The sequence below is a fragment of the Mesorhizobium sp. M0166 genome (assembly GCF_040322255.1).
Taxonomy (GTDB): Bacteria; Pseudomonadota; Alphaproteobacteria; order Rhizobiales; family Rhizobiaceae; genus Mesorhizobium.
Genome location: NZ_JAMYTD010000002.1, coordinates 277,457 through 304,172 on the forward strand (window position 1 = coordinate 277,457; position 26,716 = coordinate 304,172).

Sequence of the window (26,716 nt, forward strand, 5' to 3'; positions counted from 1 at the left end):
CGAAACGCGGCCCGATCTATCGGGTCGCCGCATTTTCGAGAGCGCTGCTGAACCTAACCTCGATCGTGTCTCCCGGCATGACCTCGGTGTCTTCTTGGGCAAGCTGTTTTCGCCATTCTTCGCCGACCTTGCGAATGATCGTGACCTCGGCCTGGATCTTCTCGCCGGCAACCGGCAACGGCAGTGCGGCAGCTCCCGTGGGCTGCAACTTTTGGCTGGCGGCGCGAAGCCTTGCGCTGACGTCGGCAAGGCGCACGTTGGTATCCTTCAACTCGATCAGCAGACCCATCCGTCGTTGGTTGTCATTGCGTTCGTGCTGTCTGGCAAAATCGTCCTGCTGACGTCGTGCTCTCATAAGTTCAACCGACGTTTCGAGTGCCCGGCTGGAAGAGAGAACCAAAGCGCGCCGGACGTCTGCGAGCCGGTTGTTGGTGAGATTTCCGGACTCAAACGCTTTCCTTACGCGCGCCAGATCGTCTTCGTCCGCCTTCACACCATCCGCTTCGGCCTGCTCGCGTTTGAGCAAGGTCTCGGTTTGTGCGGCGGCATCCTTGCCGCTTTTATCCAGAAAGCTCTGCTCTTGCTGGAAGTTGTCCAACGAGAGCTTCAGCCCTTCTGCTTCAGCCTGGGCGATCGCCGATGCAAAACTTGCCGGCAAGGGCGATCCTTGTGGTGGCTGCATGTCGAAAGTCGGTTTGTTCTGAAGTTCGGCGCGGATGCGGGCGCTATGAAAATAATCTCTCGTATATTCCCCCCAAAGCGACTCGTAATCGCGCCGCAGATCCACCGGATCTGGGCCAACCTGGTTTGCCCGGGACCGCAAAAGGCTGAAACCGCCTGACACGGCAATCGCCTGCCGCACGGTCATCAGCGGGCGGTAGGCCTGCTGTCCGGGAGTGAGCACGTCGCCGGTCACATAGATCGGCCTGTACTCCGCAACAACGGCGGTCACGTCTGTCGGCTTGATGACGATCATTTGCTCCCGCCCATCAGGCAGACGCTGGTGGAATATCTTGGTCGGCAAGATCGTCTGCATGCGCGTTTGCAATTCAGCCGGAGTTAAGCCGCCCACCGAAACCATACCGACTTCGGGAAGCGCGATCGTGCCGTCCATCTGAACCACCGCACGTTGCGTTCGCTCCGGGATGGAGGCAATTCCAATCTCGACGGCGTCGCCGGCGGAAAGTCGATAGGCGACCCGTGCTTCCGCTGCAGCGGCCGTATCCATGGCAGCCAGCATGCCGAGCACGACAATAAGGATTCGATCAACGCGGACCATCGGCTACAATCTCCTTCTGGCTCGAATCCGGCGATACCGCAGCCGCGATCAACAGCGGAGCTAATCCTCCCAGGCGAAAGCTCATGTCATGTAACCCATTTCGTGTCGCACCCGGCCTTCGCTGAGGCGCCCTTGCCACCATCCGATGGTCCGCTCCAAGCCTTCGCGCAGGCTGGTCTGGGCACGCCATCCAGTCTTGCTTTCGAGGAGCGAAGAATCGGCCAGCAAGGCACGCACCTCGGAATTCTGCGGCCGCAGGCGGCGCTCGTCCCGGTGGATTGGTTTCTTGCAGCCACTCAAGTCGATCACCAGATCCAATACGTCCGAGATCGTCACAGCGCGCTGGCTTCCGGCATTGTAGGCATGGCCAAATTCGAGCTCGGCAGAACCTGCGGTCAGAAACGCCGCCGCGGTGTCCTCCACGAAAGTAAGATCGCGGATCGGGCTTGTGTCTCCCACCATGATCGCCGGGCATTTTTTGTCGAGGGCCTGGCGTATAATGGTCGGTACGATGGCCCGCTCACTCTGGCGCGGGCCGTACGTATTGAAGGGCCGCATGATGACCACGGGGATGTCGAACGATCTGGCGTAGGACTCTGCCATCATGTCCGCGCCGATCTTGGATGCCGAATATGGTGACTGTCCCTGCAACGGGTGGGATTCGCTGATAGGCATTGTCAGCGCGGTGCCGTAGACCTCGCTTGTCGAAGTGTGCACCACACGCTCCGTCTCCCATTGGCGCGCCGCTTCGAGAACGTTGACCGTGCCCAGGATATTGGTCTCCACATAGGACTGGGCAGCGGCATACGAATACGGGATAGCTATCAGTGCGGCGAGATGAAACACGACCGCCTGGCCACGCACGATCCGGTTAAGGAACGCGCTGTCGCGAACATCGCCGCGGATGAGATTCAGCTGGCTTCGTATGGTGTCCGGCAAATCGTCCAGCCAGCCGTGGCTGTCGAAGGAATTATAGAGAGCCACCGCCGTGACGTCGGCACCGCTACGGACGAGTGCTTCGGTGAGATGAGAACCGATGAACCCATCGGCACCCGTAACCAGAACTTTCCTGCCCTTGTATGCCATGACCCAAGCGTTCCCCCTATGACGTGAGGCACTGACTTTGCAAATCCACGAGAGCGCGGATGTCCCACCTGCTCTCAAGGTCCGATCGGCGGCGGCGAGACGACGCCAAGCACCGCCAGCAGCCCGCGCACCATCCACACGACATCGGAGCCGATCGTGCGCTGCGGATAATAGGAAAGGTCGAGCCTGGCTTTGGCAGGAAACAGAACCTCGCGGTAGAACAGTAGCGGATCCACGGACCGAGGATAAAAACGGGCTTCGTGCCGGAAGAGAACCTGGGCAGGACCCAGCAAGCCTGGCTTGTATTGTAAAATACCCTCGAAGCCCCCGCGAAAACAATCGGCGAAGGCAAGGCTCTCCGGGCGTGGCCCGATGATTGCCATCTCGCCTCTGAAGACGTTCCAAAGCTGTGGCAGTTCGTCGAATTTTGTGACGGCGAGGAACCGTCCTATCGGCGTCATGCGGCTGTCGTCGGCCATGGTCAGCGCCAAGCCACCGGGGTCGCATTGCACGCTGAACTTGCGGAACTTGTACATGCGGAATGGGCGAGCACCAGCCCCGACGCGGGTCTGAGTGAAGAAGATGGGCCGACCGCCTTCCAGTAGCAGCGCCACGGCAATCAGCAGCATCAGCGGGGCGAAGACGATCGCCGCGGCCGCAGCAATGACGAGATCGATTGCTCGTCTCGCAGACCCATGGGCGGCGCTCGAGACGTTAGACCGGTGAATGGCTAGGTCCAGGGCATTCATGCGGCTGTTCCTGTCTGAGCGCAGTTATTGACCGCCGCGGCAAGAGCGACGACTACCGATTCAACCAATGGCGCGGTGATCTGCGGATGTAGCGGTACAGTCAGTTCGCGCTGCGCGAAATCTTCAGTGCGCGGTAAGTGAGTACCGGGAATGAGCTCACGATAGAGCGTCATCTGGTGCACCGGCGGGTAGTGGATAGTGGTTTGTATCCCTTGCGCGCGCAGTGCGTCGATGACGTCTTGCCTGTCGGCGTAACGTGGCAAAAGGATAGGCATGATGTGGTAGGCCGACGTCCGCGGCTCGTGGAACGGGATGGTCACGGCCGGGCAATGCTTCGCTATGAGACGGCGATACAGCATGACCAGGATACGCCTGATCTCATTCCACTCCTGCAAATTTTGCAGCTGGACCAGTCCGATTGCAGCCCGCAGTTCATCCATGCGATAATTGAAACCGAGCATGGTGACATCATACTGCGGGGTGCGGCTGTTCAGCCTTTGACGCGTCCCGGTGGTCATCCCATGCCCACGCGCCTGGCGGATTGTCTCGAGCAGACCAGCATCCCTGGCAATCACTGCCCCGCCTTCCGCCGTGGTCATGTTCTTGTTGCCGTAGAAGCTGAAGGCGGCCGCGGCACCAAATGTCCCCACCTCCTTCAAGCCCGGCGCATGCGCCGCGTCCTCTACGATATGCAGCCCCCGGGCACGGGCGAACTTCTGCCAGTGTTCCCGATCGGCGAGGTAGCCGGCGAAATGGACAAGAATGACTGCCTTGGTGCGGGCCGTGCATTTCGCTTCGGCTTCCACGATCGACATCAGCGGCACGTCGGCTGACTCGATATCGACGAAGACCGGCGTCGCACCGACATAGAGGACCGCATTTGCGGTCGCCACGAACGTCAAGGATGGCACCAGCACCTCATCGCCCGGTCCGATGCCAAGTGCGTGCAAAATGAGATGAAGCGCCGCGGTGCAAGAACTGACCGCGACGCAATCCTCTGCATCATGAACGTCGGCAAAAGCTTGTTCGAAGGCTCGTACCTGCTCCCCCATGGTCAGCCAGCCGCTGTCGATGACCTTGGTCAAAGCAGTCTTCTCCGGCACACCCAAGATCGGGGCACTGACCAAGAGCATCACAACCTCCTAGACTGATAACTGTGGGAACCGGACTCGTGACTTCATCATGATCATGCAGCGGTCGCAGTGACCTCGATCGAGGCCGACTGGTCCTCCCAGGAAATGGTCTGTGCGTTCTGAAAGTCGTCGACGCGCCCGATATCGAGCCAGAGACCCTCATGTTTGTACACGTGCACGGTTGTGCCGTTCTGCATCATCTGCAGCATCAGGTCGTCGAACCCAAAGGGTATGCCGGATGGGATAAACTGCAGAACATCCGGGTTCATGCAGTAAATTCCCATGCTGACCAGATGCGAAAGCGTCGGCTTCTCGCGAAAGACCTGCACGGTATTGTCAACTTCGTCGATGACGCCGAAGTCCATCTTGATCAGGCGACAGGCTGTTGCGATCGTCACTGGATCGGTGTGCTTACGGTGCGCTGCCACAAATCGACTGAGGCTTAGATCCGTGAGGACATCGCCATTGAGAACGATGAATGGCTCCGTCAGTTCATCCCTGATCAAAGACAGTGGCCCGATGGTGCCAAGCGGCTCCATTTCCTGCGTATATCGAATTTTCAGGTTCCACTGCGAGCCATCTCCACACACGGTGCGGATCAAGTGGCCGAGATATCCGGTTGTAATATAGACTTCCTGAATACCGTTGCGTCGCAACCATTTCAGAAGCATCTCGAGAACCGGCCGTGCGCCGATCGGCATGAGCGGCTTCGGCAAGACCGAAGTGAAGGGGCGGAGGCGTGTTCCCATTCCTCCACATTGAATAACCGCTTTCATCCTGGTCCTCCCTTGTTTATTCGGCCTGAACGCTATCGTCACGGGCCGGCTATCCTGCCCTGGTCAGCACCGGGAAATGCGTTCTTGTCCCCTCAGAAGAACCGGTGAGATTTCCCGTAGAAGACCGGTGAGATTTCCCCACTGTCCCCTGATCCGGACATTGCATCTGGATGGTATGTGGCCGTCAGGGTGGATGTCGTCGTGCATTCGAATGGTAACAATTCAGCCGTTTTGCTGTTCTATATCTTTAGACCTATAGCACTGCTGAACGACCGACCGGTCTGTCAGCTGTCCAAAAGGTCAGAACGTATGTTCGACGACGTTCGGCGGGTTTCGCTTACAAGGGGCAAAAAAAGAGGAGCGTTTCCCGTCATTTAAGATTATATTAGAAATCTGGCGTTTGCGGTGTTGGGGGTGCCGCAGCGTCAGCTGGATGAATCGACGAGTGGATGGCCACGACTTTCAGGCCATCGCCGTTCAATCCATTCAGACAGGCGTTGGGGTAGTTCAATGTATCGAATCGTCATCGCCGACGATCACGGCTTGTATCGTCGCGGCTTGCGATTGGCACTGACCGCAGGCATTCCAGGTGTAGAGATATTTGAAGCGTCTTGTTTCGACGCGGTGCTCAGTTTGCTGGCAGAGCAATCGTTCGTGGATCTTGCGATCCTGGACCTGAATATGCCGGGCCTGTTCAATCAAGAAGTGCTCGGCGGGATCCTGTCCGCATATCCGGACACGCGATTTGCGATCGTTTCCGGAAACGATTCACGCTCGGAAATACTCACCGCGCTGTCGATCGGGCTTCACGGCTACATCGTAAAATCGCAGACGGACGAAGAGGTTGTTTTGGCAGTCAATGAAATCCTCTCCGGCCGCATCTATGTTCCTGCACTTCTGTCACGCCCGGGTGCAACGCAAACAACCCACGCACATACCCATTCCGACGACAAAGGCCCACAGAGGCGTACCGCCGGCGTCAACCTTGGCAGGCTGACTTCGAGGCAAAAGGAAGTCCTCAAGCTGATGGCGGAAGGCTATTCAAACAAGGAAATTGCACGCGATCTGGAAATCGCGGAGGCGACCACGAAAATCCACGCTGCTGCGGTTCTGCGTGAGTTGGGGGTACGCAATCGGACCGAGGCTGCCGTCATGCTGAAGACTTGGCTTTCGAGACATGCCAGCTAGAGCGCCGCGCGTCCCTTTTGGACGTGCAAACGGCGTCGCAAGACTCCTCATGCATAATTGCTGCATATCCCAAAGCCGCGGCGCGGCTTTGGGCCAACGACATTCTTGGAAGGAACCCTGGGCATCTCAAAGGCCGCTCAGCGCGACCCGCCTTTAGATATCTGCTTTCCGATTGGAGCACTGCACTACAATCCGATTTCCTTGCGTGACAGCCGCAGCGAATACCGCAACCCTTGGTCCGATATTTCCAGCCTGGGAGAGTGACCGACAAGCGGCGCTCCATCCACTCCGATTATCATGGAACCGAAGCCATGACGGACTACGCTTGAGGTCCGACGCCGCCCCGATTCCACCCACTCGAACACGATATCATTGCCTGTTTCTTCAGGTGCGAACGTCCAGCTTACGTCGATCCGGCCTTTTGGATCGGCAAGCGCTCCATATTTCATGGAATTGGTGGCAAGCTCGTGAACGATCATTGCAAAACTCTCGGCGGCGCCTCCCGACATCGCCACGGAAGGACCGCTGACCGATATCGCACGTGTTCCAATATATGGGTGCAATTCTTGCGCAACGAGATCGTTTATCGCCCCCGATACGCTGCCGTTGCGTGAAAGAAGCAGATGGGTTGCCTCGAGCGCGCGTATCCGGTCGATCAGCATTTCCTTGTATTTGGCGACGTTGTTTCCGGGAACATCGACCATCTTCACGAGCGCCGTGATCACTGCGAAAACATTGCCGAATCTGTGACGCTGTTCGAGCATGATGCGCTCCCGCTTCTTTGCCGCGGCGCGCAGCAGCGTGGTTTGTCGTCTCTCGCTCAGGTCGGCAGCCACTCCAAGCCGCTGTCCACCATCATCATGTCTTTCCTCCCTTCCGCGCAGCGCAACCCAGCGGATATGTCCGTCCGGTCGGCGGACGCGTATCTCGACATCGTAATTCGTGACCGATGGTGCGGCCTTTCTCGATGCCGCCAGCTTTGGCCAGTCCGCCGGATGAACGACAGCTGACAGCTCCTCCAAACTGCGGCTATTGGCCTGGGCCAGGCCGAGAATGTCCCAGAACGTGTCCGAGCCCGTGACTGTCCCGTTTTTAAGGTCAATGCGCCACGTCGCCAAGCGCCCAGCAGACAGAGCGAGGTCCAGCCATTCCTTCTGGGCCCGAAGCGCTTCGTGAACAGCGCGTCGTTCCGAAATATCGTCGACCACCACGAAGATGCTCTCCGAGAGCCCCCCCTTGGGTGCGGACGAAGAAAGCGTTAACCGAGCCCAGAATGCCGTACCGTCCTTTCTTGATAGACGGACCTCGGAAACGAACGAAGAGATGTCATTGCCCAGCCTCGCCAACAATTGCGCCAAGGTGTGCCGGTCGTTCGGATGGGCGAGCGTATCGAGCTGCAATTGGGCAAGCTCCTCCTCCTTGTACCCGGTCATCTCACAGAGGCGTTTGTTGGACTGCAGCAACTCACCTTTCTCGTTGGTGTTCGCGAATCCCAGGGCAGCACGTTCGAAGGCCCAACGATAGCGGCTTTCCGTCGCTTCGACGGCAGCGAGCCTGGCCTCCGCGACTTCCAGCAACTCACGCAAGTCCTGCCGAAGGCGATGGAACGTCATGGCAATCACCCCGCCCGAAACCAGAAGCAGGATTGCGCGTGCCCAATCTCCACTTGAAATCTGATCGTGTCCTCGTGCCCACAGCCCGACAGCCACCATCAGAATGGTCGCAGCGAGCGCCGGTACACGGTCTTCGAGATAGGCGATAATAATAATAGCCGGAATAAATTCCAGAAAACTGGCGCCTTGCCCAATATAGGCTGAGGATTTTATTTCAAATATCAGTGTGGCGGCTAACACCGATGCAGAGGCAATATGAGTTAGCAATCTGCCCGACGGGTTCGAATTCGACCTGCGCGACTGCGAGCTCATGGACACAGACTACAACCTTCTGACTAGCCCGTCGAGACTAGAGCAAAAAACGTACAGCTTAGTACCACTGCCGGATTGCCATACCGCTATCATAGCGCGCATTTTATCGGACGCAGCGGGGCCTAAGAGCTGCCTTAGAACTGTCGGATCATATTAAGTTTTCAAGGTGGTGATGAACGTATCATCCGTCAGCGCATAGAAGACTAGAATCCAGCGACACATAGAAAACTACATGAATCCCGAATACTTATTTCGGGCGTGTGAAACTTTGGGTTAGGGGTAGAAAATGAATCTGATCGATAGACAGGTCGATGCTTCTTCGAGCAATCGGTACATTGCTACGAGGACCAAGTATGATTTTGAAGCGCGGAATACACGGCCCTCTTCTTCTGGTCACCTTCCCGATCGCGCATCGGATCCATTGGACGCAAGGTTCGGCGAACAAAAAGGCCGCAGTCTGGAATCCATAACCGGCGTGCTTGATCGCATTGGCTGTGGCTATCTTGTGCTGAATCGCGAAAGAAAAGTAGTCGAGTGGAACGCAGCCGCCCAAACCACGCTTGAGCGCCAGGGCGAAGCGGCCGACACGGCGAGCGGACTTACCGCCGCCCTAAGGCGGCTGATCGCGAATGTTCCGGGCCAATTCCTGCCGGGCTCGTTGTCTTGGGTGGTGATCCGCAGCAGGGGCGACCGACCGGTGATACTGAACGAGAACGGCGTTATCGCTCCCGAGGGAACGAGCATTGTGGCGTTGCTGGATCGCGACAACAGGTCGGGGCCAAATCCTCGCACGCTGCAAAGAATGTTTGGCCTGACGAGCGCAGAAACGCACCTCGCCTTGCGCTTGGCCCAGGGCGACGCACCTTTGGAGATCGCCCGCAGCTGGCGTCTCAGCCGCACCACGATCCGTTCCCAGCTTGCCTCGCTGTTCGCCAAGACCGAAACAAAACGCCAGGCGGAACTGGTGGCCCTTCTCGGGCGTATTTCGGTCCTGCCGTAAGGGCCGGCCACTTAGATCCAATCGCCCGGACGTCGACATCCGCCCGGGATTCAAAACCACGCAAGTTGGCGTGTCACGACTTGGCAGGTCGTGCATCGCGTTGCGCACTCCAATAGGTTCTATGCGCCAGCGTAAATATCGAAAGCCGCAATCCCGGACCGGCTATTCGGTACCGTCGAACGGATTCGAAAGGCGACAAGTGGACAACGATCTATGCAGCGAGTCTGTCCTTGCCGCATCGGAGAAGATGGAAATCGCTCGATCCCGTTCGGACCGCGCGGTGCAGAAACTTGCACGGACAGGACCGATCGTCGTCACCGGCGCCGCAGGCTTCATTGGTTTTCACGTGGCCTCACGGCTTTTGCGTCTCGGTGTCAAAGTCGTGGGCGTCGACAATTTCACGCACTACTACGATCTGCGGCTCAAGGAAGCGCGATTTGCACGCCTCTGTAGCGAGGCGAAATTCACGCCGGTGCGAATGGATCTGGCCGATGCCGCGCGCGTTCAGTTGCTGTTTTCAAACGTTCGCCCCTCACACTTTGTCCATCTCGCGGCTCAGGCCGGCGTGCGTCATTCACTTGTTGACCCGCACGCCTATGTACAATCGAACGTAGTGGCGTTTCTCAACGTCCTTGAGGGCTGCCGGCATCACAGCGTCAGTCATCTCGTCTACGCCTCTTCGAGCTCCGTCTACGGCTTGAATCGAACCGTGCCGTTTTCCGAACACCACGGCGCCGATCATCCCGTCAGCTTCTACGCCGCCACCAAGCGTTCGAACGAATTCATGGCGCATTCATACAGCCATTTGTTCGGCCTGCCCGTGACCGGACTGCGCTTCTTCACCGTTTACGGCCCTTGGGGCAGGCCCGACATGGCGGTCTACTTGTTCACGCGCGCGATCGTCGAGGGCAAACCAATTCAAGTAGCCAATGCCGGCCGTGTGTGGCGGGATTTCACCTACATCGACGATATAGCTGAGGGCGTGGTTCGAGCACTCGCTGCACCGCCGCGGCCAGATCCAAATTGGGACCCTTGCACCGCCGACCCTGCCACAAGTTCCGCGCCATATCGCGTCTACAATATCGGCAACGACCGGCCCGAGGAGATCAACCGGCTGATTTCGATCATCGAGACCGCTCTTGGCAGCCAGGCGCTTCGCGTGGATGTGCCGTTGCCGCCTGGCGACGTTCTGGAGACGCGCGCCGACGTCAGCGATCTTCGCCAGGCCGTCGGCTTCGCCCCGGCAACACCGCTCGAGGACGGAGTGCAACGCTTTGTCGAATGGTACCGGGACTTTCATGGAACGGATGCCGCGGCCAGCATACGGCAACAGACGTTGGTGAATGATGAGGCCACCGTGTAGGCCGCGCGCCCTGTCGGGCGATGATCTGCCACTCGGCGCGTAACGCGTCAGCCAGAAAGCCGCCCTCGCCAGCTTCTATCCGACACAACCCTGGACTCGAAATTCCTGAACGCTGATGCCGTCGCGTATCGAGGCGACGGTCTCAGATCAGCGCAGGAACCAATGTCGCGGCTGGCCTTCGACTGCGTGCGTTCTGAACGATGTTAGCGCAAAGATCAGCCCAGGGATAATTTTCAGCCGTTTGCTGATGTAGATCGACATCGCCACATTCCAAATCGCCAACGCAAGCGCGAGGCCGATTGCGGCGCCCGGCGCGCCGTAGAGCGCAATTCCTGTGGCACAGCCTATGACACTGGCCGCGGCGCCGACGATCATGGTTACGGCTGCCGCCCATTCGTTTCCGGTCATCATCAAGAGGAGCATCTGGGGGCCGCACAGCGCGACAAAGACATATCCGAGAATGAGTATCCGCGCGACTGGTGCCGCGGTACTGAAATCCCCGCCGAACCAGCTCAACAGAGGTTCAATAATCGCAAGCATCGGGATGGCCATCGTTAGAGCCCCACCAGAGGAAAGTAGGGCGGCCCGTGAAAACAGCTGCTGCAGAGCGAGCCGATCGCCTCGGGCATGAAGGGCAGCCGCTGTCGGCGCAAACATCGTAGAGACGGCAACCAGGGAAAGGCTCACAAGCAAGGCGACGTTCAATCCCAATGCGAAAATGCCTGCTTCGCGAATGTGATGCGTCCAGCCCAGCACCATGACTCCGGCCCGGCTGATGAAAACATCGAGCCCAGCCATGAGCATCATTGGCGGAACCGCGGACCACCATTCCCGCGACTCGTTGGCTGGCTGAACCTGCCGCAAGCCAGGCGGCTGAAATCTTGCCGCCATGACGAACACCAGGCCGACCGTGATGGTTGAACTTGCCAGCACCGCCTGCATCACCAAGGGTGCGTTGGGGGTCCATGATCCGGATAAGACCGCCATTCCCAGCAACGTCAACAAGAGGCCGTCGCGCACGATGCGTTCCGGCAGAAGGGACGAGACACCGCCGCCGAAAGCACGAACAAGTGTTGCGCCCAACGCGTAGGCGGTGACCAAAGGCACTGCTGCCATGCCTAGCAGCTGGCTGATTTGAAGCTCCTTGTGAGAAGGATCTGAAAAGAAAAAGACCAAGGCGGCGCCAATGACGCCGAATAGTGTCGCTGCCGCAAGCGACCTTTGCAGAGCAAACCTGATTACGCCGTGTACCAGGTCAAGCCGCCCTTTGGCACTGTAGGCGGAGACGAAACGCAACAAGGATACATGGAAACCAAGCGTTGCAAGATAGGCAAGCACCGAGGTCCAGGCCAGAACATAGGAATAGATGCCGTAGCTGGTGGAGCCGACGATGCGCGCAATCAATAACTGCGCCAAGCTGGTCAAGCCCGCACCCCCGATATAGACCAAAAGCGCGAAGATGCTGGCATAGCCGAGCCCCCTGCCCGTGTCCTCCTTGTGCGGTAAAACCATATTCGTTGGAGCAACGGCGGCCGCAGGGAAGCGGGCGAGCTTCGGATCGCTGCAATCGTCGATGTCTCTTGCGCCGGCGTCGCGCATTTCATCGCCCTGATCGCCCTCGGCCGCGGACCCGGCTCCGGACTGCGAGATCGTCGATATTATCCTCCGCTCGACAGGCCGAATGCCGTGGCGGTCGTTACGCGGAATCCCGCATGTGACACTCATGATGTTCTCTCGAGCAAGAGATCCGCGCTGTCCCCAAACCGGTAGCCGGCGTGTTTCCTAAGATTGACCTGCGTGAGAACGCTGCCTACGGGGACCTGAGCCGTCTCGTTCTCCGTCAGCAACTGCAGAACACCACGCGCGATGCTGCGGCGCGTCCTGGCCCAGCGAACAGCGAAAAGAACCGCGTCAGCCCAGCCCGTGAGTAGCCTGGCCTCAGGTCCTCCAAGTCCCAGCGGTCCATTTATGATGACGATGCTGTACATCGAGCGCAGCTCATCTGTGACCAGGGACCCGTCGATCATGTACAGTTGCGGCAGCAAATCCTCCGATGGTGCGAGTGCCATGAAGTCAATGCCAATTTCGGGCATCCCGGTGACCGCGTCGTGCAGGGGACAACGGTCGCTCATATAGTCGCCAAAGGATTTATGCGGCTTGAACGTACCGAATTCGTTCAGAAACTCGTTCGTGAGGCGGGCGCCCGTGCCGTCAAGATCGAGAAAAAGCACTCGTCCCCCAAGTCGGGTAGCTGCCAAGGCGAGGCTCCATGCGAGCTCGGTCTTGCCATCATGCCGGACGCTGGACGTGACGAGGATGACGTGCGACGCGCGGCCCCTCGCCTTGTTGAGCGTCACGGTGACAAGTAGAGAGGTGACGGCTCGGCTGTAGCTGCAGTTTTGCTGGCCGAGAACCAGCTGCTGTAGTCGTTTCGCGTGTATTGTGGGCGCTTCCGGTATCAGCCCCAGGCACGGAACCCTGAGCGCGGCTTCAGCTTCGGCCCCGCCGCGCAAGGTCTGATTGAGGCGGCTGCGTACCATGACGAAGATCCCGCCAATGAGGCCAAACACGATCATGCCGGGCGGAATAAGAAAGACGGGCGGCAGCGTTTTTGGATTGGTCGGCGGCCAGGCCGCTGAAAGGATAGAGACGCCGGGCAAGGGCGTTGCGATGCGCTGGACCAGATCCTGTTGTTGGGTGAGAAGCTGGTTGTATCGCTGCGTCAGGATGCTGACCTGCGGCTCGAGCGCACGCAAGCCGGAAAGCCGGCCGGCTGTGTCGGCCACCACCGCATCGAGCACATTCTTACGCCCCTCCAGAGCAGCAATCTGGGCACGGTAGATGTTCGCCTCCGCCACAATGCGAGCAGTGCCTTGTTCGATCTCGCCGTTGATCGCAGTGCTAAGGCCCGCATCCGCATTGTCGTTGGCTTGGCGAGCCGCCATGTCGGCCAACACCGGAGACCCGATCGCTTCGGCGAGCGCCGCGACCGATGCTCCTTCCTCTCGCAAAGCCTCGATGTGCTGAAGGCGAGATTCCGTCGCTGAGAGATCCGCTTTCGACAACGATATCTGCTGACTAAGTTCGGCTGTCTCCTTGGCAGCGCTATCCGCCGCACCTTGATCGACCGCGCCATGGCTCAGTCGATACTTTTCCAGGCGGTCGGTCGCTTTCGCCAGGTCGCTCTGTACGACCGGCAGGCTGGCGACGATCGAGGTGAGTTCCAGCCTGTCTGACGCCCTGCGCTTCTGTGCGAGATCGTCGATGTACACTTGGACGAACGTATTGGCCACCAGGGCGGCTCGCGCCGGATCGTCGTCGGTGAAGCCGACTGTGATCACCCTTGACCTCAGTTCCTGTCCAACCCTCATGCCCTTCCGCAACGCCTTGAGTTCGGCTGCATCGGCCGCCTCCGACCTGCCCTGCGGCCAAATCCTTTCTAGCAGACCGGCTGCGAAGGTGCGTATGTTCTGCAGGTTGCCGCCGACAGGGGCGGCGCCGGAATTTCCGACATCACCTTGCTCAGCAATGTTGCCGATCTCTGTCTTGCGTAGGGCTGCCACCACGCGACGCAGATGCCCCTGCGAAGAGAGCATGGTTAAGTGGTCATCAATGCTCGCATCCAGCATCTCCTGAGCAGAATCCGCGCCTCCGGGACCCGCGTTCCTGCCAGGAGCATCGACAATCACCTGTGCGGTCGCCTCGAACAGAACAGGACGCACAAAACCCGCAAGCCCAGCCAACACTCCGCCCAAAATCACCATTGCAAGCAGGAACCATTTTCTCCTCGCGATGGTAATCAGGAGCTGATGGAAGGGGCTCTGCGCGTCGACCTGTTCGCGCAGGAATGGCCTCATGCGCGGGTTGATCTCGCGCGTCGGCACGTGCATGTCAGTGGCGCGCGGAAGGTGAATTCGGCTGACTATGGACCCTTCCATCTCATACTCCTGTCAGTTCGAGCGCTGTGGACATGCCCGTTGCCGGTCCGGCGGACCGCCCTGCCTCGTTGCGCCAGGCCTGGAACATCAACGCGGGCCACAAATCGCGAGAATGATCCTGACTTCCGTCAAGATGGTCGCGCCAGCAGGTTTCGACCTTCGCAAAGTCGAAGATCCCGTCTCCGGAGAGGCGTATATCGGCGACAAGATCGCTGGCCCAGACGCGCAACGGGCCTCTCAGCCAGACTGCTATGGGAACATCGAAACCCTGCTTCGGCCGGTCGATCAGCCGTTGCGGAACATAGCGGCTAAGCAGCTGACGAAGAAGCCACTTGCCTTTGCCGTTGCGAACCTTCGCATGTGCCGGCAGCTGCCAGGCGAATTCGACAACCCGATGGTCGAGAAGCGGGCACCGGCCTTCGAGGCTGTTGGCCATGCTGGCGCGGTCCAACTTCACCAGTATATCGTCGGGCAGGTAACCGGCCATATCGTCGTACAAGAGACGGGACAGCAGGCCATCAAGCCGGGGGCACCCTTGAATTGATGTGGGCGGCTTGTGGAGTGCGAGGCTCCCGGACGATGCTTCGGTCAGCCGTCGATACAGTTCGTCCTCATCTGGTGCAGCGAGCAGCCGAGCGAGGCGATGCAGCCGGTCGCTCCGCAGCGCGTGCCGTCCACTCGCCGAAAGCGGCAGCATGCCGACGAAATCGTGACGCGCTGCACGGGCCAGCAATCCGACCCCTGCAGCAAGCGCGTGACGCAACGGCGACGGCAGCGCATGCTGTCGTTTCAACCGCGCAGCCATGAAATGACGGGCGTAACCGGCGAAGCATTCATCGCCACCGTCGCCTGACAGGGCCACCGTAACGTGCTGGCGAGCCAGCCGCGCCACGAGCAAAGTCGGTATCTGCGATTCATCGGCGAACGGCTCGTCCCAGATCCGCGGCAGTTCCGGAATGACTTCGCGCGCAGCGGCTGCTGAAAGGTGGAGTTCAGTGTGATCGGTGCCCAGGTGCCGCGCGACCTCCGCGGCGTGGGGAGCCTCATCAAACCCGCCTTCTCCGAAAGCGATCGTGAATGTGCGCACCGGTTTTGGCGATTGGGCCTGCATCAGCGCCACAACCGTGGAGCTGTCGAGGCCACCAGACAGAAAGGCACCCAGCGGCACATCGGCTATCATGCGTTCCCGGACGGCAAGTCGAAGCAGGTCGTCGAGTTTATCGGTCAGTTCTTCGTCGGTGCCGGCGATCGGATTCTGTCGTCCGTTCGCGGCGACTTCAGGCAGCGACCACCAGTGTCGGACGCGTTGCGAAAGGGATGCGGCGCTGCGCGCCTCGGCAAAATCCGCCGCCGTCACAGACAGGACCGAGCCCGGGGGTAGCTTGAACACGCCTCGCCAGATGCAACAGTTACCCGGTACCCATCCCTTCGAAAGCATTGTCGCGGCCGCGTCGAGATCGAGTTCCTGACAGAAACCTGGAAAACGATGGATTGCCTTCAGCTCGGAGGCAAAAACGAGCGCATCGCGCGTTGCAGCAACATAGAGCGGCTTCTTGCCCATTCGGTCGCGGGCGAGATGGAGGGTCCTGGTCTTTAGATCCCACAATCCAAATGCGAACATACCAGCGAGGCGCGTGAGTGCGGTGTCGAGACCCCAGCTCTCGATTGCGCACAGCATCACTTCGGTATCGCTGGCGCCACGGAACCGATGGCCAACGTCTTCAAGTTCGCGGCGCAGATCGCGGAAATTGTAGATCTCGCCGTTGAAGGTAATGGCATATCGGCCACTTGCCGAATGCATCGGCTGGCGTCCTGCTTCCGATAGGTCGACTATAGCCAAACGCCTGTGGCCGAAGGCGATGCCGGCTTCGCGATTGATCCAGAAGCCTTCGCCATCAGGCCCACGATGACGGAGGGCCGTCGTCATCTGGCCAATTGCCCTGAGCGGCTTGATGTTGGCGGCATCGGGTGCAAGGAGAATTCCGGTAATCCCACACATGCCATCACCTCAGGTCGCTAGAGGTTGCCGAAATCGTTCGAGGCGTTCCGGCAACCAGGCAAATGGTAAGCGCAAACCACACGATTGGATGGCGGATGATCAGATGTGGCGTTCCGAAGATGACGATCGACACCACCAGCACGAACAGGGCATCGAGCTTCGCACGCCATGCGCATAAAGCCGCCGCGCCGACGATCCAGGCCAGGGCCAGGACCGCAATCAAACCACCTTGAGTGTACAGATCGAGAATCGTGTTGTGAGCCTCGAAAGGCCGGGGCAGAAATTGGCTGTCGCCGACGGGCGGGCGCTCCAGATGCGGGCCAGGACCGAGGCCCAGGGATCCTGACGTTAGGCCCTTGCCCAATGCATCTCCCCAGAGATGGATTCGAAGTGCAGCTGTTTCGGCGGTCGCTTCGCCGCCCTTGTCCTTGGTAAGACTCAAGGCGAACTGTTCGACGCTGCCCGCCTCCGTGACGATGTAAGGCGTCATCGACATGGCCAACGGAAGGAAGCCAATCATCAGCAGGAGGGTAATTTGCCGGGACAGGCTGACCTTGCCGTCACCGGCTGCGAGCCATGTCCGAACCCGCAGCCCAACAAATATCAGGCCGACCAGGACCGTCGTGTAAAGATAGGTATCACTCTTCGTCAGCCTTCCGACATAGATGATCAGGATAAGGCTGCTGAGCCCGGCTAACCTCGCCCACGGCTTGCTTGTGGTCGTCGCAAGATGCAAGGCGAGCGGACCAAAGAGTGCGCAATAGAGCGCGAGCTGGTTGGGGTTCTCTGACCAGCCTCGGAAGCGATCCCAGTACCAGGGATCGACGCCGGATTGGTGGATCCAACCCCATCCAAGTGCCAGCTGAACAATAAAGCATGCATTCGCGATAGCGACCACCCACCAGGCAGCACTGCGCAGACGGCGATCCGCGTCGGGCTCCGCGGCGGCCAGGCAGGTGACGCAGATTAGCAGCAGGTAGGCTACGACATCGTGCATCACCACCGACAGATACAGCACCATGGTCAGATAGCCGACGATGGTGCCAATACTCAGAGCGAGCGTGATGATCAGCCAGAAGCCAGCAACACGAATCAGGGCGGGCCTGACGACCAAGTGACCGCCGGCGAGCACCCGCCCGATCGACAGCATGATCCAAAGCGCGAGAAACAATTCGCCATAGCCGAAGGGCAAGCCCGGAACTGAGAGCTGCGCCGCATACGACATGGCCACGCCGCAGGCCAGGATCGCGTCCCGGATCATCGGCGCGCTCCGCCCGATCCGCGGTTTGCAGCAGGCTCTTCAAGCAACACCGGCGATGCCGGCCGAGCGAAGCCGCCCCGGGATTTGGCACTAAGGACATTGTCGTAGAGATCGCAATATTGCTCGACCACCCAGGGTAGCGAGAACTGCGTCCGGACGAGCTCGACAGAGCGAGCGCCCATGGTCGTTCCCTTCCGGCGGTCGGACAGGACCTCTATAATTCGAGAGGCAAGGCTATTCGCATCGTGCGGGGGGACGAGATGGCCGTTCCATCCGTCCTCGACCACCTCATTGCAACCAGGCATCATCGAGGCGACGATAGGCAATCCTGCGAGCCCTGCCTCCAGCAGGACGCGCGGAATCCCTTCTCGGTATTGTGTTGGAAAGGCGAACAGATCGGCCATGCCAAGAAGGGCAGGAACGTCGCGTCGTGGACCCAATGCGATGACATGCGGCACATGTCGATCGATCTCCGCCTTGTCCACTGCAAACGGGCCCTCGGATTCCAATGGCCCGACAAGCACGAAACGGGCATTGGGCCTTTCCGACAGGATGCGAGGGACTGCCTTGAGGAGTGTCGGGATGCCTTTCTGGCGCGTTAGCCGGCCGACAAAAATCACGATCTCGGCGGATTGGAGCCCAAACTCTTCGCGCATTTTCATCGCCGACGGGGCAAGATGCCTTGCCATGGCGAACGCATCGACGTCGATTCCAGAACTGCGGATCACTCGTCCGCTGCCGCGTCCGATCAGTCGGTAACGTTCAAAGAATGCCTGATCGTCCCGATTCTGGAACACCGTAGCCGCCGTCCATAACGACGAAAGCCATTGCAGTCCGCAAAAGATTGGGCGCAGGGCAAGGGCGCGCGGTTCCAGGGACGAGAACGTCCAGCCCAGACCATTGATTGTGCGCACGACTGGAACGCTCCCGCGCACCGCAAGTGGCGTCACCAGGTTGGGCTTGGTGTCGAAGCTTTGGATAATGTCCGGCCGGAGTTCCGCCATCAGCTTTCGAATGGTGCTGATGGCGGCCCATTCTCCGCTGCTGCTGGAAAATCGGTCGAAACCGTAGCTGCGATGCGGAATGCCATGCCGCAGGAATGCGGCTTCACCGCCGCTCGACACCGCAGTAACCCGGAATCCTTTCTCTCGCAGCGACATCAGGAACGGAATTCGCAGGGCATGATCCTCGCCTCCGACACACACGAGATGCGGATTCATCCTGCGTCTCCTGACCGTTCGCTGTAGCCCGATCGCGCGAAGTGGCCGGCCCTTGAATTTGCTTTCATGGTGTTGGTTTCGCTACCCATCTCGCCCAAGGTCACGGTAGGGGCAGGTCTTGCCACTGTCCTCGTCTGTTTAAATGACGCAAACCCTGTCCCGGCAACGGGCCGCCGTACCCAGCCGGTTCAGGTCGCCGCGCGCTGCATCAAAGAAGTCGCCGCTGCCCCGGGTGCCGAGCGCAGAGTGGTCCACTGACAAACGGCTCGCGCTCCGCGGCACACTTTCCTGTCATTGCTGGCTGTCGTCGGAAAGCCGCCTACTTTAGCGCGGCTCCCATCATCGTCTGGATGCGCGAAGTTTGACCACGCGGGAGGTGATCGTGCGTGCCTCCGAGGCTAGCAGGATTGGAATGCCGTCGCGAACCGGATAGGCAAGTCCTGCGCTCTTCGAAACGAGTTCATCGCGGTCCGAATCCCAGGCAAGTGAGCCCTTGGTCATTGGGCATACCAACCATTCTAACAACTCAGGGTTGAAAGAGGCATTCTCTTCGGCTCGCTTGTCCGTATCCATCTGCTATTCCTTTCTCGGCCGTGACATCAACAGTGAACTCCGGCGCGAGCGCCCTTCGCGATACAAGCCGTCACCCGACGTCATCGCTGTAATTCGTAGGATTCCGGCAAGTGTCATAAGCCTTGCAAACTGCACAATCACGCTAGGTGCAGGCTTGGCCACTGTCGTCGTCCGTTTGAATGAATCGACATTGAACGGAGCCGTATGGCGGCGAAGCTGAACGTGAGGCGGGTAAAAGCGTGAATGGAGCAAGCACGATCGGCGCCATAGGTGACCGGAAGGTTTCGTTATTGAAGACCGCTCGCGGCTAATGCTCTCGAGCCAGTGTCTGATCCTTCCGGCCAGTCAATACGGGCGACGAAATCGTAAACCGGGCCGCCGGGTACTCCCCAATTGCTTGACCAGATCACCTGTGAACCGTCCGGGGACGGCGAGGCGTGGGTCTCACTCCAGTAGTCAAATGGAACATTGTTCGTCTGCACAATGCGCCGGACCTCTCCGCTGCCGTCGATGCGCAGCGCGATGACTTCCCGCGCATATGGCGCCCAAGCCGGATATTTCGATACTTCGTCCGGATTGCCCGAATAGCTAAGGAATACCCAACCGGGCCTGTCCAGCGACCTGAGCGATGCATGCTGTGCTTCACCATATCTCATGAGCGAGGTGACTTTCCCATCTGACAGCCTTCGCTTGATCACCTGGAATTTGTCCGGATCGGACTTACTGATCCCCACATAGATTTCGCTGCCGTCGGCATCGACGGTCATGTCGCCATGGCCAGGCCGATGATGCTCAGTCCATGTCTGGCGCAGAACGCCGTCAACAGAAAAGATGAACGTCTGTTCAGTGTCGTCTTTCAGGCTCTGAATACATAAGATGTTGACGCCCAGCGGCGAGATTGAGCAGGCGTTGTTGGCGCCGACAAGCTGTGCGAGATCGATTTCCGGAAATTTCCGCCGCTGTTTGAGATCGTAGGCAAAGACCACCGCTTTGCCGTCCCGGCGAAGCGCGCGTACGGCAATACGGCTGCCGTCACGGCTTGGATTGCCCTTATATGGCCCGAACTGGAGATTGCTACTGTCAGTCGAAACAAACAGGACCTCCTCATGATTGGTGCGTGGCGCCCAGGTCGAGATTTTCCGGCCACCGACGCAGATCATCAGGTCGGGATCGTGAGGATGCCATTCGCATTCGATCGATCGATCACGGCGAAAAAGCGGGGCGTAGGTGCGCCCATCCAGGAAGCATAAGCCGCCGCAGCCGTTGCTGATGACAAGAAGGCTCTGATCCGAATTCCAGGCCTGGGCGCTCGAATAGCGGTGGCTGCAATATTTGCTCCCGCATGCGATGCCGGCGCCGAGGATTCCGGGTTTGGTTATTCGGGTGAAAGTTGTGCCAAATGCCGCATCCTTCGCGGCATGCAGGTAATCCGGCAGGTCCATGGCTACCGGCGCGACGAACTTTGTCGATGCGACGTCCTCTCCACTCACCGCCCCGTGGATAACTATGGATATCGCGCTGACAGCAGCTAACGTCAACGCCAAGGCAGTCTGGTAGCGAGAAAAGCGCATGTCATGTCAACTCGCGCGGTTCCTTTTCAATAATTTGATTCCATATTATTGGATATCTTCCTGTCGACGCTTCAAAACCGCCATCTCTCTAAGCTTCAACTCTTTTAAATTTCGCCCGCGCCGCGCCGAACTTGTCGATTACTCCACGCGCTATCATTTCTGTGGCGGCTGTGAGCCCGTTCGAATCTAAACTTTCGACGCAAGTTGTTGGCACCGGAAACGATCCAAGTTGTTCCTCAATGAGATTAACGTGGTCAATATGATCAAGACTGCTCTGCAGATCGACTTCGAGGAACTTCTGAATGATACCGAGGTTACGCCGGCGTTCCTTCAGACGGACCTCTAGAATTTCTCTTGGCGCCTGCAATCGGACAAGCAGATCCGGTTTGGGTAGAAGCTCAAGCGCGCGCGACACCCTTTCACGATCCGTTATGCCGCTGAACAAAACCAGTGAACATACGAATTGCACCATACCCTGGTCAAAAATTGAGATCGTGTCATTGGACGCTATTGCCGCGCGCCAAGCTTGAAGAAGAGCTTCAAGGTGCCAGTTCAGGCGAGCCGCCCACAGCTCATTCTTGGGTGGAAGAATCTTAAGCACTTCTGCACCGAGAGAACGCTGTCCGATCCACTTTGAATGCAAGCCGGAGACCAGTTTGAAGGCGGCCCTTCTAACCGGATGTCGGCGGTCACCGGTCTGCAAAACAACACAGTAGCCCTGAGCTCGCAAAACGTGCACCAGCTCGGACGCTAACGTCGTCTTACCAGCACCGGACGGCCCAAATAGCTCCAAGATCATCTTTCAATCCAGACTGAGGGAAGCCTACTGGCAGTGACGTCATGTCCATTTGCTGAAGCGAACGCCCATCTCTTCCTGGGATGTCTAGCCGACGAGCCAGGAATCCGCGCCATCCGTATGAATGACGGTGTGGTCACGTTAGGATATCGACGGACGCCAAAATCGTGAACGGAAGGAGTGCGTTTCGGTCACTATCCTTCCGGATTGCCTTCCGTCCGTTTACCGTTCCGTCTCCGACAGGGGTGTGCAGTAGCCCTATTCCCCAGCACACTTCCGCGGGGGCGCGGCAGTCATGAGTTCGCCATGTCTCATCCGTTCGAGGGATGCGAGACACCCAGCCTTCTGGAAACCTTCTCTGTGATGGACGCAGCCAACTGGCCGTTTATCCCCTCTATCGCCAATAGGGCAGCTTGGTCGGCTATCCAATGAACGTGTCGGACAAAAATCTTCGATCTCATCTGCAGGAGAAATCGTATGAAAGCAGGCATATGAGCGAGAACCTCGAGGCACATCAGACGGCAGCGGCAAATACGGTTATACCTGCCAATTACAACGCCAAGGTCGCGGCAGTCGCGGCCTATGAGCTCCCGACAAAACAGAGATACCAAGATCCGAGTTTTGCGAGCTGGTACCTGAACGGCTATACAGGCCGGTTGAAGCTGTCCACCGTTGCGTCATACGTCATTGCGCGACGGGAGCAACGCTGCATCGCCAAGGCGCTGGAGAGGTGCAGCCCGCCTCCGTCTCAGGTGCTCGATATCCCATGCGGAACCGGGAAGCTGGCCGGCGTGCTGGGCCAGCATGATTGTCAGGTGCTGGCTGCAGACATTTCAATGGAAATGATGGCCTTGGCTAAATCAGCATATGAAGGTCAATCCGGATTTCGGGGATTCATCCGATGTGACGTGACGCAGCTGCCGTTCGCCGACGAAAGCTTTGATACGGTGGTCTGTCTTCGCCTCATTCACCTTATCCCGCCACATCTCAGGCGCGACATTATCATTGAGCTCGCGCGCGTTGCCAGCCGTCGCCTGATCGTATCCTACGGCCTTGGCACCCGCCTCCAGAGAATACGGCTAAGGCTGCGAAAGATGATCACCGGAAGGATGTCGGCGCCTCATCCCGTCAATCTCACCGTTGCACGACAGGATTTCGCGGCGGCGGGGCTCAAGCTGGTACGCTCTTTTAGCGTCCTGCGGTTCCTGTCCTGCGAGCAGCTGTTCGTACTTGAGAAGGTAAAGGCTTGACCTGCCGCCGGTTTGCAGTCTTCGCGTTAGCACTGGTACTGCGGATCAGGCCGCTGATGGTTGTCAAAAGCTGAAACGGCTGCGGGAGGTAGCTGTGGAACCGGCAGGCAAGGCCATTCCGGCGCGCATGGCATCACTCGACCTGCTGCGCCTGGCTGCAGCCCTCGCGGTCGTGCTCTATCATTATCTTTTTGGCGGCGCGATCGCCGGAAGTCTCGATGTGGAATATCCTGCCGCAGCACCTTACGCCATCTATGGTTATCTCGGCGTCAATCTGTTTTTCCTGATCAGCGGTTTCGTCATCGCGTGGTCGGCCGAAGGTCGAACCTGGCAAGAATTCGCGGTCGCCCGCTTCGCCCGGCTTTATCCAGGATTCCTCGTCTGCATGACCGCGACGTTTGTTTTTCTCGTCGTCGCCAAAGACCAGCGTTTCCCGACTGATGTTGCAACCTATATAGCCAATCTCTCCATGTTCGCTCGCCTCTTCGGCAGACCATCCATGGATGGCGCCTATTGGTCGATCATGCTCGAGATCCTGTTCTACGGCTGGGTTGCGGTGCTGATCTTTGCAGGTGCCTTTCAGCGCTGGAAAATACCCATCGCTGCCATCTGGCTCGCAATTTCGGCAAGCAACGAGTTCTTCTTTGGAAACATGGCGATACGCATTCTTTTTATTACAAACTATGCGCCTTTGTTTGCCGCCGGCATCCTCGCGGAAGACATCGTTGCAAGGGGTCGTTCGCCGGCTGCGTTCCTGCTTCTTGCCGTCGCGTTCCTGGTGTCTTGCCAGACCATAATGTTCTCTCACAACTGGATGCAGGAGCACTTTGGGGCAGCCATTTCGTATCCTGCCCTCCTCGTTGCCAATATAGTGGTCTACGGAGTCTTCGCTGGCGCGATACTGCTCCGCTCCATGATTGCTCCATCCAAGACCGTCATGATGCTCGGAGGGTTGACTTATCCGCTGTATCTTTTGCATCAGTACATTGGCTATATTTCGCTTAACGCGCTGGCGCCGCATATCGGCAAGGACGCCGCATTCGCCGCTGTATTGGCCGGGGTCCTCCTTGCCTCTTTTCTCGTCTGGCGCTTCATCGAGACGCCGGTCCGCAAGCCGCTCGTCCGCGCCCTGATGTCCGGGATATATCGCCTTGCGCCAGCCTCGCAGCCAATCCGGCCAGCCTCTTCCGCACGAACATGATGATCGCAAGCTCTCGGCGGGTGTCCCAGAAAGATTCGCGTTAATCGCGAAACACCGGAGCATCTGGGCTTGGCACGGCTGTACTGCACACTGGATGCGTCCCGCTTCCGATTTCGTTGACGGCTCAGCCGATACCCCAGCACCTGGCATGACGAGGCCCTTCTTCAAGATAGACCGGAGCTTCAAGAGCAGCGATGCGCGCCCCAGATAGCGCACGCCAGGTCCGACACATGGCGCGAGACTCTCTTGCGACCTGACACCCATCGAAGGGCTTATCAGCGAGAACGTCGCGATGTGTATCAACTTACGATCAAAGATTCTCACACCGAGTGCCGGTATGTGATTTGGCGCTAATATACGCTGTCTGTAGGTAGGGCGCTGTCGAAACAGAAAAAGGAATATTGGATGACAACTCTGCATTACACGTCAGGCGGATCAGGCACGGAAATTGCTCAAGCCGGATTCAACCTGGCTGACGTTTCATCCGTTGACCAGCTCAATGCGCTGCCGGACGGTATGAAAGGCTTGGTCTATCTGAACGAAACCGACGGAGTAACCCAATCGTTTATCGACAAGGTCACGCCCTTCATCGGCAATCCTAAGCTGTTCGGCTTCTTCCTTGTCGACGAGCCGGATCCCACCGGCCAATGGGGCACTTATGCCTCTGCCGCAAATCTGAAGGCAGAATCCGACTGGATTCATTCCAATGTGCCGGACGGCAAGACCTACATCACAATGATGAGCTTGGGAACGTCGGCGAATCCGGATTTTTCGGGCACGTACAATCCCGCCAATACGGGTATCGATTACTACGGCGTGGATGTCTATCCTGTCCGCACGGATGGCGCGGTCGACTACAACATGATCGACAAATTCGTCGCCGCCGCTCAGGCGTCGGGCATCCCGACGAGCAAGATCGTTCCAGGCTACCAGACGTTTGGAGGCGGCGACTATAACACCGACATGGGTGGCAAATATGTCGTGCCCACCGCCGCCCAGATGGAAACCATGATGGACCACTGGGCCAAGCTGGTTCCGTCACCCGCCTTCGAGTACGCATACGCCTGGGGTTCGCAGCGCGGCGACACCGCGCTTGAAAGCTCCCCGGAACTGCAGGCCGTTTTCCGGCAACACAATCTCAGCACTGCCGGGACTGCTCCTTCCGAAGCTGCGGCCACTGATCCCATTTCCACGGCGACGGTCCCTTCCGAGGCCACCACCGGCGGCAACACCTCGACTGCCACCGCCCCGGCCGAGGCCACCACTGGCGGCAGCACCTCGACTGCGACCGCCCCTACCGAGGCCACCACCGGCGGCAGCACCTCGACCGCCACCGCCCCTTCCGAGGCCACCTCCAGCGGCAGCACCTCGACCGCCACCGCCCCTTCCGAGGCCACCTCCAGCGGCAGCACCTCGACCGCCACAGCCCCGGCCGAGACCACCTCCAGCGGCAGCACCTCGACCGCAACCGCCCCTTCCGAAGCCACCACCAGCGATGGCAGCCATGGCAAGAGCGCGTTTTCGCACCTCCTCGCCGGCAATGGTAGTTCGACTGATACCGCCGCCTCTGGCGCTATCACCAGCGATGGCAGCCACAGCAAGACCGCGCTGTCGCAACTCCTCGCCAGCGACGGCAGTTCGACTGTCACCGCCGCCTCCGGCGCTACCACCAGCGATGGCAGCCATGGCAAGAGCGCGTTTTCGCACCTCCTCTCTGGCAATGGTAGTTCGACTGATTCCGCCGCCTCTGGCGCTATCACCAGCGATGGCAGCCACAGCAAGACCGCGCTTTCGCAATTCCTTGCTGGCAATAGCAGTTCGACTGCTACCGCCGCCACCACCGGCGATGACAGTCATGGTAAGACCGCGCGGTCGCACCTCTTCGCCACCGACGGCAGTTCGACTGACACCACCCACGACAATGCCGGCGACAAGGTAAGCGAGGGCAGCAGCGTTGACCGCATATTGGCCTCGTTGAGCCATTCTCTTTCGGCCGGCTCGGAGCTTCTCCCGACCAACGATCCATCCGACAAGACGGCAACCAGCCTGATCCGCCACGGGTTCGCGCAAACCGTCCAGCCCGATGAAAGTGTCGGCGCCCAGGCAAAGAACGGCGCTGCCGCCGAAATCATGTCTAGCCACGGAGGCAACGATGCCTTCGATTTCAGCAAGCTTCAGGACAAGCTCCACCTCGATCAAGCCGCTCTTACCGAGCTTAAGTCGGGCGGGCTTTCATTGCATACTTCCCCTGCTGGTACGGCCACGGATGATGGTTCCCACCACATCATCTTTGACAGCTCAACCGGGTCGCTCTCGATCGACAGCGACGCGGTCGGCGGCGCAGCTCAAGCGCAGTTCGCTACCCATCTCCCGTTGCAGCATCACTCTTTGATCTGAAAACCAGAGCG

At 58.9% G+C, this 26,716-nt stretch carries 20 protein-coding genes; 6 read left to right on the forward strand and 14 right to left on the reverse strand.

Annotation, left to right across the window (positions count from 1 at the left end; genetic code table 11):
- Positions 1–16: 16 nt before the first annotated feature.
- The 5 genes from NKJ46_RS03695 to NKJ46_RS03715 all read right to left on the reverse strand — a co-directional run bounded on the left by NKJ46_RS03695 (position 17) and on the right by NKJ46_RS03715 (position 5,023).
- Entirely contained in the window at positions 17–1,279 is a 1,263-nt protein-coding gene (locus NKJ46_RS03695; RefSeq protein ID WP_352662033.1) for a polysaccharide biosynthesis/export family protein, read from the reverse strand.
- 81 nt (positions 1,280–1,360) lie between these two features.
- Positions 1,361–2,365, reverse strand: a complete 1,005-nt coding sequence (locus NKJ46_RS03700; protein WP_352662035.1) for an SDR family NAD(P)-dependent oxidoreductase — start codon at positions 2,363–2,365, stop codon at positions 1,361–1,363.
- A 74-nt stretch (positions 2,366–2,439) separates the two neighbouring features.
- A complete protein-coding gene (locus NKJ46_RS03705; RefSeq protein WP_352489804.1) occupies positions 2,440–3,114 on the reverse strand; it encodes a sugar transferase in 675 nt (224 codons plus the stop codon).
- Positions 3,111–4,247 (reverse strand): DegT/DnrJ/EryC1/StrS family aminotransferase, encoded by a 1,137-nt coding sequence (locus NKJ46_RS03710; RefSeq protein WP_352490098.1) that lies wholly within the window; start codon positions 4,245–4,247, stop codon positions 3,111–3,113. The genes NKJ46_RS03705 and NKJ46_RS03710 overlap by 4 nt, the downstream gene beginning before the upstream one ends.
- Before the next feature lie 53 nt (positions 4,248–4,300).
- Positions 4,301–5,023: a nucleotidyltransferase family protein gene (locus NKJ46_RS03715; RefSeq protein ID WP_023675619.1), complete on the reverse strand. Its 723-nt coding sequence runs from the start codon at positions 5,021–5,023 to the stop codon at positions 4,301–4,303.
- Between the two features lie 510 nt (positions 5,024–5,533).
- On the opposite strand from NKJ46_RS03715, the gene NKJ46_RS03720 reads away from it, so the two are divergent.
- Entirely contained in the window at positions 5,534–6,211 is a 678-nt protein-coding gene (locus NKJ46_RS03720) for a LuxR C-terminal-related transcriptional regulator (RefSeq protein WP_023675618.1), read from the forward strand.
- Between the two features lie 185 nt (positions 6,212–6,396).
- Here NKJ46_RS03720 and NKJ46_RS03725 read toward each other — a convergent pair whose 3' ends face one another.
- Positions 6,397–8,136 (reverse strand): sensor histidine kinase, encoded by a 1,740-nt coding sequence (locus NKJ46_RS03725; protein ID WP_352662040.1) that lies wholly within the window; start codon positions 8,134–8,136, stop codon positions 6,397–6,399.
- 286 nt (positions 8,137–8,422) lie between these two features.
- Between NKJ46_RS03725 and NKJ46_RS03730 the strand changes: the two genes are divergently transcribed.
- Positions 8,423–9,136 carry a helix-turn-helix transcriptional regulator gene (locus tag NKJ46_RS03730; RefSeq protein ID WP_352489803.1) on the forward strand — a complete coding sequence of 238 codons (714 nt, stop codon included), beginning with the start codon at positions 8,423–8,425 and terminating at the stop codon, positions 9,134–9,136.
- Between the two features lie 247 nt (positions 9,137–9,383).
- Complete coding sequence (locus NKJ46_RS03735; protein WP_352662044.1) at positions 9,384–10,499, forward strand: NAD-dependent epimerase; 1,116 nt, start codon at positions 9,384–9,386, stop codon at positions 10,497–10,499.
- 147 nt (positions 10,500–10,646) lie between these two features.
- Here NKJ46_RS03735 and NKJ46_RS03740 read toward each other — a convergent pair whose 3' ends face one another.
- From NKJ46_RS03740 to NKJ46_RS03775, 8 genes are all read right to left on the reverse strand, one after another.
- Positions 10,647–12,098 (reverse strand): lipopolysaccharide biosynthesis protein, encoded by a 1,452-nt coding sequence (locus tag NKJ46_RS03740; RefSeq protein ID WP_352662047.1) that lies wholly within the window; start codon positions 12,096–12,098, stop codon positions 10,647–10,649.
- 122 nt (positions 12,099–12,220) lie between these two features.
- Positions 12,221–14,437 (reverse strand): GumC family protein, encoded by a 2,217-nt coding sequence (locus NKJ46_RS03745; protein WP_352662050.1) that lies wholly within the window; start codon positions 14,435–14,437, stop codon positions 12,221–12,223.
- A gap of 1 nt (position 14,438) precedes the next feature.
- Positions 14,439–16,436: an asparagine synthase (glutamine-hydrolyzing) gene (gene asnB / locus NKJ46_RS03750; RefSeq protein WP_352662053.1), complete on the reverse strand. Its 1,998-nt coding sequence runs from the start codon at positions 16,434–16,436 to the stop codon at positions 14,439–14,441.
- A 4-nt stretch (positions 16,437–16,440) separates the two neighbouring features.
- Positions 16,441–17,697, reverse strand: coding sequence for an O-antigen ligase family protein (locus tag NKJ46_RS03755; RefSeq protein ID WP_352662056.1), 1,257 nt, complete (start codon positions 17,695–17,697; stop codon positions 16,441–16,443).
- A complete protein-coding gene (locus NKJ46_RS03760) occupies positions 17,694–18,917 on the reverse strand; it encodes a glycosyltransferase family 4 protein (RefSeq protein ID WP_352662058.1) in 1,224 nt (407 codons plus the stop codon). Before NKJ46_RS03760 ends, NKJ46_RS03755 begins: the two co-directional genes overlap by 4 nt.
- A 339-nt stretch (positions 18,918–19,256) precedes the next feature.
- Positions 19,257–19,490, reverse strand: coding sequence for a Trm112 family protein (locus NKJ46_RS03765; RefSeq protein ID WP_023675609.1), 234 nt, complete (start codon positions 19,488–19,490; stop codon positions 19,257–19,259).
- Positions 19,491–19,777: 287 nt separating this feature from the next.
- Positions 19,778–21,061: a hypothetical protein gene (locus NKJ46_RS03770; protein ID WP_352662061.1), complete on the reverse strand. Its 1,284-nt coding sequence runs from the start codon at positions 21,059–21,061 to the stop codon at positions 19,778–19,780.
- A gap of 88 nt (positions 21,062–21,149) precedes the next feature.
- Positions 21,150–21,860 (reverse strand): AAA family ATPase, encoded by a 711-nt coding sequence (locus tag NKJ46_RS03775; protein WP_352489794.1) that lies wholly within the window; start codon positions 21,858–21,860, stop codon positions 21,150–21,152.
- A 425-nt stretch (positions 21,861–22,285) separates the two neighbouring features.
- Here NKJ46_RS03775 and NKJ46_RS03780 point away from each other — a divergent pair, with 425 nt between their 5' ends.
- The 3 genes from NKJ46_RS03780 (at position 22,286) to NKJ46_RS03790 (ending at position 26,705) form a co-directional block, all read left to right on the forward strand.
- Positions 22,286–23,107: a class I SAM-dependent methyltransferase gene (locus tag NKJ46_RS03780; RefSeq protein ID WP_352662065.1), complete on the forward strand. Its 822-nt coding sequence runs from the start codon at positions 22,286–22,288 to the stop codon at positions 23,105–23,107.
- A 94-nt stretch (positions 23,108–23,201) separates the two neighbouring features.
- Entirely contained in the window at positions 23,202–24,308 is a 1,107-nt protein-coding gene (locus tag NKJ46_RS03785) for an acyltransferase family protein (RefSeq protein ID WP_352662068.1), read from the forward strand.
- A gap of 405 nt (positions 24,309–24,713) precedes the next feature.
- Positions 24,714–26,705: a calcium-binding protein gene (locus tag NKJ46_RS03790; RefSeq protein WP_352662071.1), complete on the forward strand. Its 1,992-nt coding sequence runs from the start codon at positions 24,714–24,716 to the stop codon at positions 26,703–26,705.
- Positions 26,706–26,716: the final 11 nt, after the last annotated feature.

Excerpts from the sequence above, each read along its gene's own strand:
- NKJ46_RS03760 (WP_352662058.1), bottom strand. The coding sequence starts at position 18,917 with ATGAATCCGCATCTCGTGTGTGTCGGAGGCGAGGATCATGCCCTGCGA.
- NKJ46_RS03715 (WP_023675619.1), bottom strand. The coding sequence starts at position 5,023 with ATGAAAGCGGTTATTCAATGTGGAGGAATGGGAACACGCCTCCGCCCC.
- NKJ46_RS03705 (WP_352489804.1), bottom strand. The coding sequence starts at position 3,114 with ATGAATGCCCTGGACCTAGCCATTCACCGGTCTAACGTCTCGAGCGCC.
- NKJ46_RS03740 (WP_352662047.1), bottom strand. The coding sequence starts at position 12,098 with ATGCGCGACGCCGGCGCAAGAGACATCGACGATTGCAGCGATCCGAAG.
- NKJ46_RS03710 (WP_352490098.1), bottom strand. The coding sequence starts at position 4,247 with ATGCTCTTGGTCAGTGCCCCGATCTTGGGTGTGCCGGAGAAGACTGCT.
- NKJ46_RS03730 (WP_352489803.1), top strand. The coding sequence starts at position 8,423 with ATGAATCTGATCGATAGACAGGTCGATGCTTCTTCGAGCAATCGGTAC.
- NKJ46_RS03725 (WP_352662040.1), bottom strand. The coding sequence starts at position 8,136 with ATGAGCTCGCAGTCGCGCAGGTCGAATTCGAACCCGTCGGGCAGATTG.
- NKJ46_RS03775 (WP_352489794.1), bottom strand. The coding sequence starts at position 21,860 with ATGATCTTGGAGCTATTTGGGCCGTCCGGTGCTGGTAAGACGACGTTA.
- NKJ46_RS03745 (WP_352662050.1), bottom strand. The coding sequence starts at position 14,437 with ATGGAAGGGTCCATAGTCAGCCGAATTCACCTTCCGCGCGCCACTGAC.
- NKJ46_RS03695 (WP_352662033.1), bottom strand. The coding sequence starts at position 1,279 with ATGGTCCGCGTTGATCGAATCCTTATTGTCGTGCTCGGCATGCTGGCT.
- NKJ46_RS03765 (WP_023675609.1), bottom strand. The coding sequence starts at position 19,490 with ATGGATACGGACAAGCGAGCCGAAGAGAATGCCTCTTTCAACCCTGAG.
- NKJ46_RS03755 (WP_352662056.1), bottom strand. The coding sequence starts at position 17,697 with ATGATCCGGGACGCGATCCTGGCCTGCGGCGTGGCCATGTCGTATGCG.
- asnB (WP_352662053.1), bottom strand. The coding sequence starts at position 16,436 with ATGTGTGGGATTACCGGAATTCTCCTTGCACCCGATGCCGCCAACATC.
- NKJ46_RS03780 (WP_352662065.1), top strand. The coding sequence starts at position 22,286 with ATGAACGTGTCGGACAAAAATCTTCGATCTCATCTGCAGGAGAAATCG.
- NKJ46_RS03770 (WP_352662061.1), bottom strand. The coding sequence starts at position 21,061 with ATGCGCTTTTCTCGCTACCAGACTGCCTTGGCGTTGACGTTAGCTGCT.
- NKJ46_RS03735 (WP_352662044.1), top strand. The coding sequence starts at position 9,384 with ATGGAAATCGCTCGATCCCGTTCGGACCGCGCGGTGCAGAAACTTGCA.
- NKJ46_RS03700 (WP_352662035.1), bottom strand. The coding sequence starts at position 2,365 with ATGGCATACAAGGGCAGGAAAGTTCTGGTTACGGGTGCCGATGGGTTC.
- NKJ46_RS03790 (WP_352662071.1), top strand. The coding sequence starts at position 24,714 with ATGACAACTCTGCATTACACGTCAGGCGGATCAGGCACGGAAATTGCT.
- NKJ46_RS03720 (WP_023675618.1), top strand. The coding sequence starts at position 5,534 with ATGTATCGAATCGTCATCGCCGACGATCACGGCTTGTATCGTCGCGGC.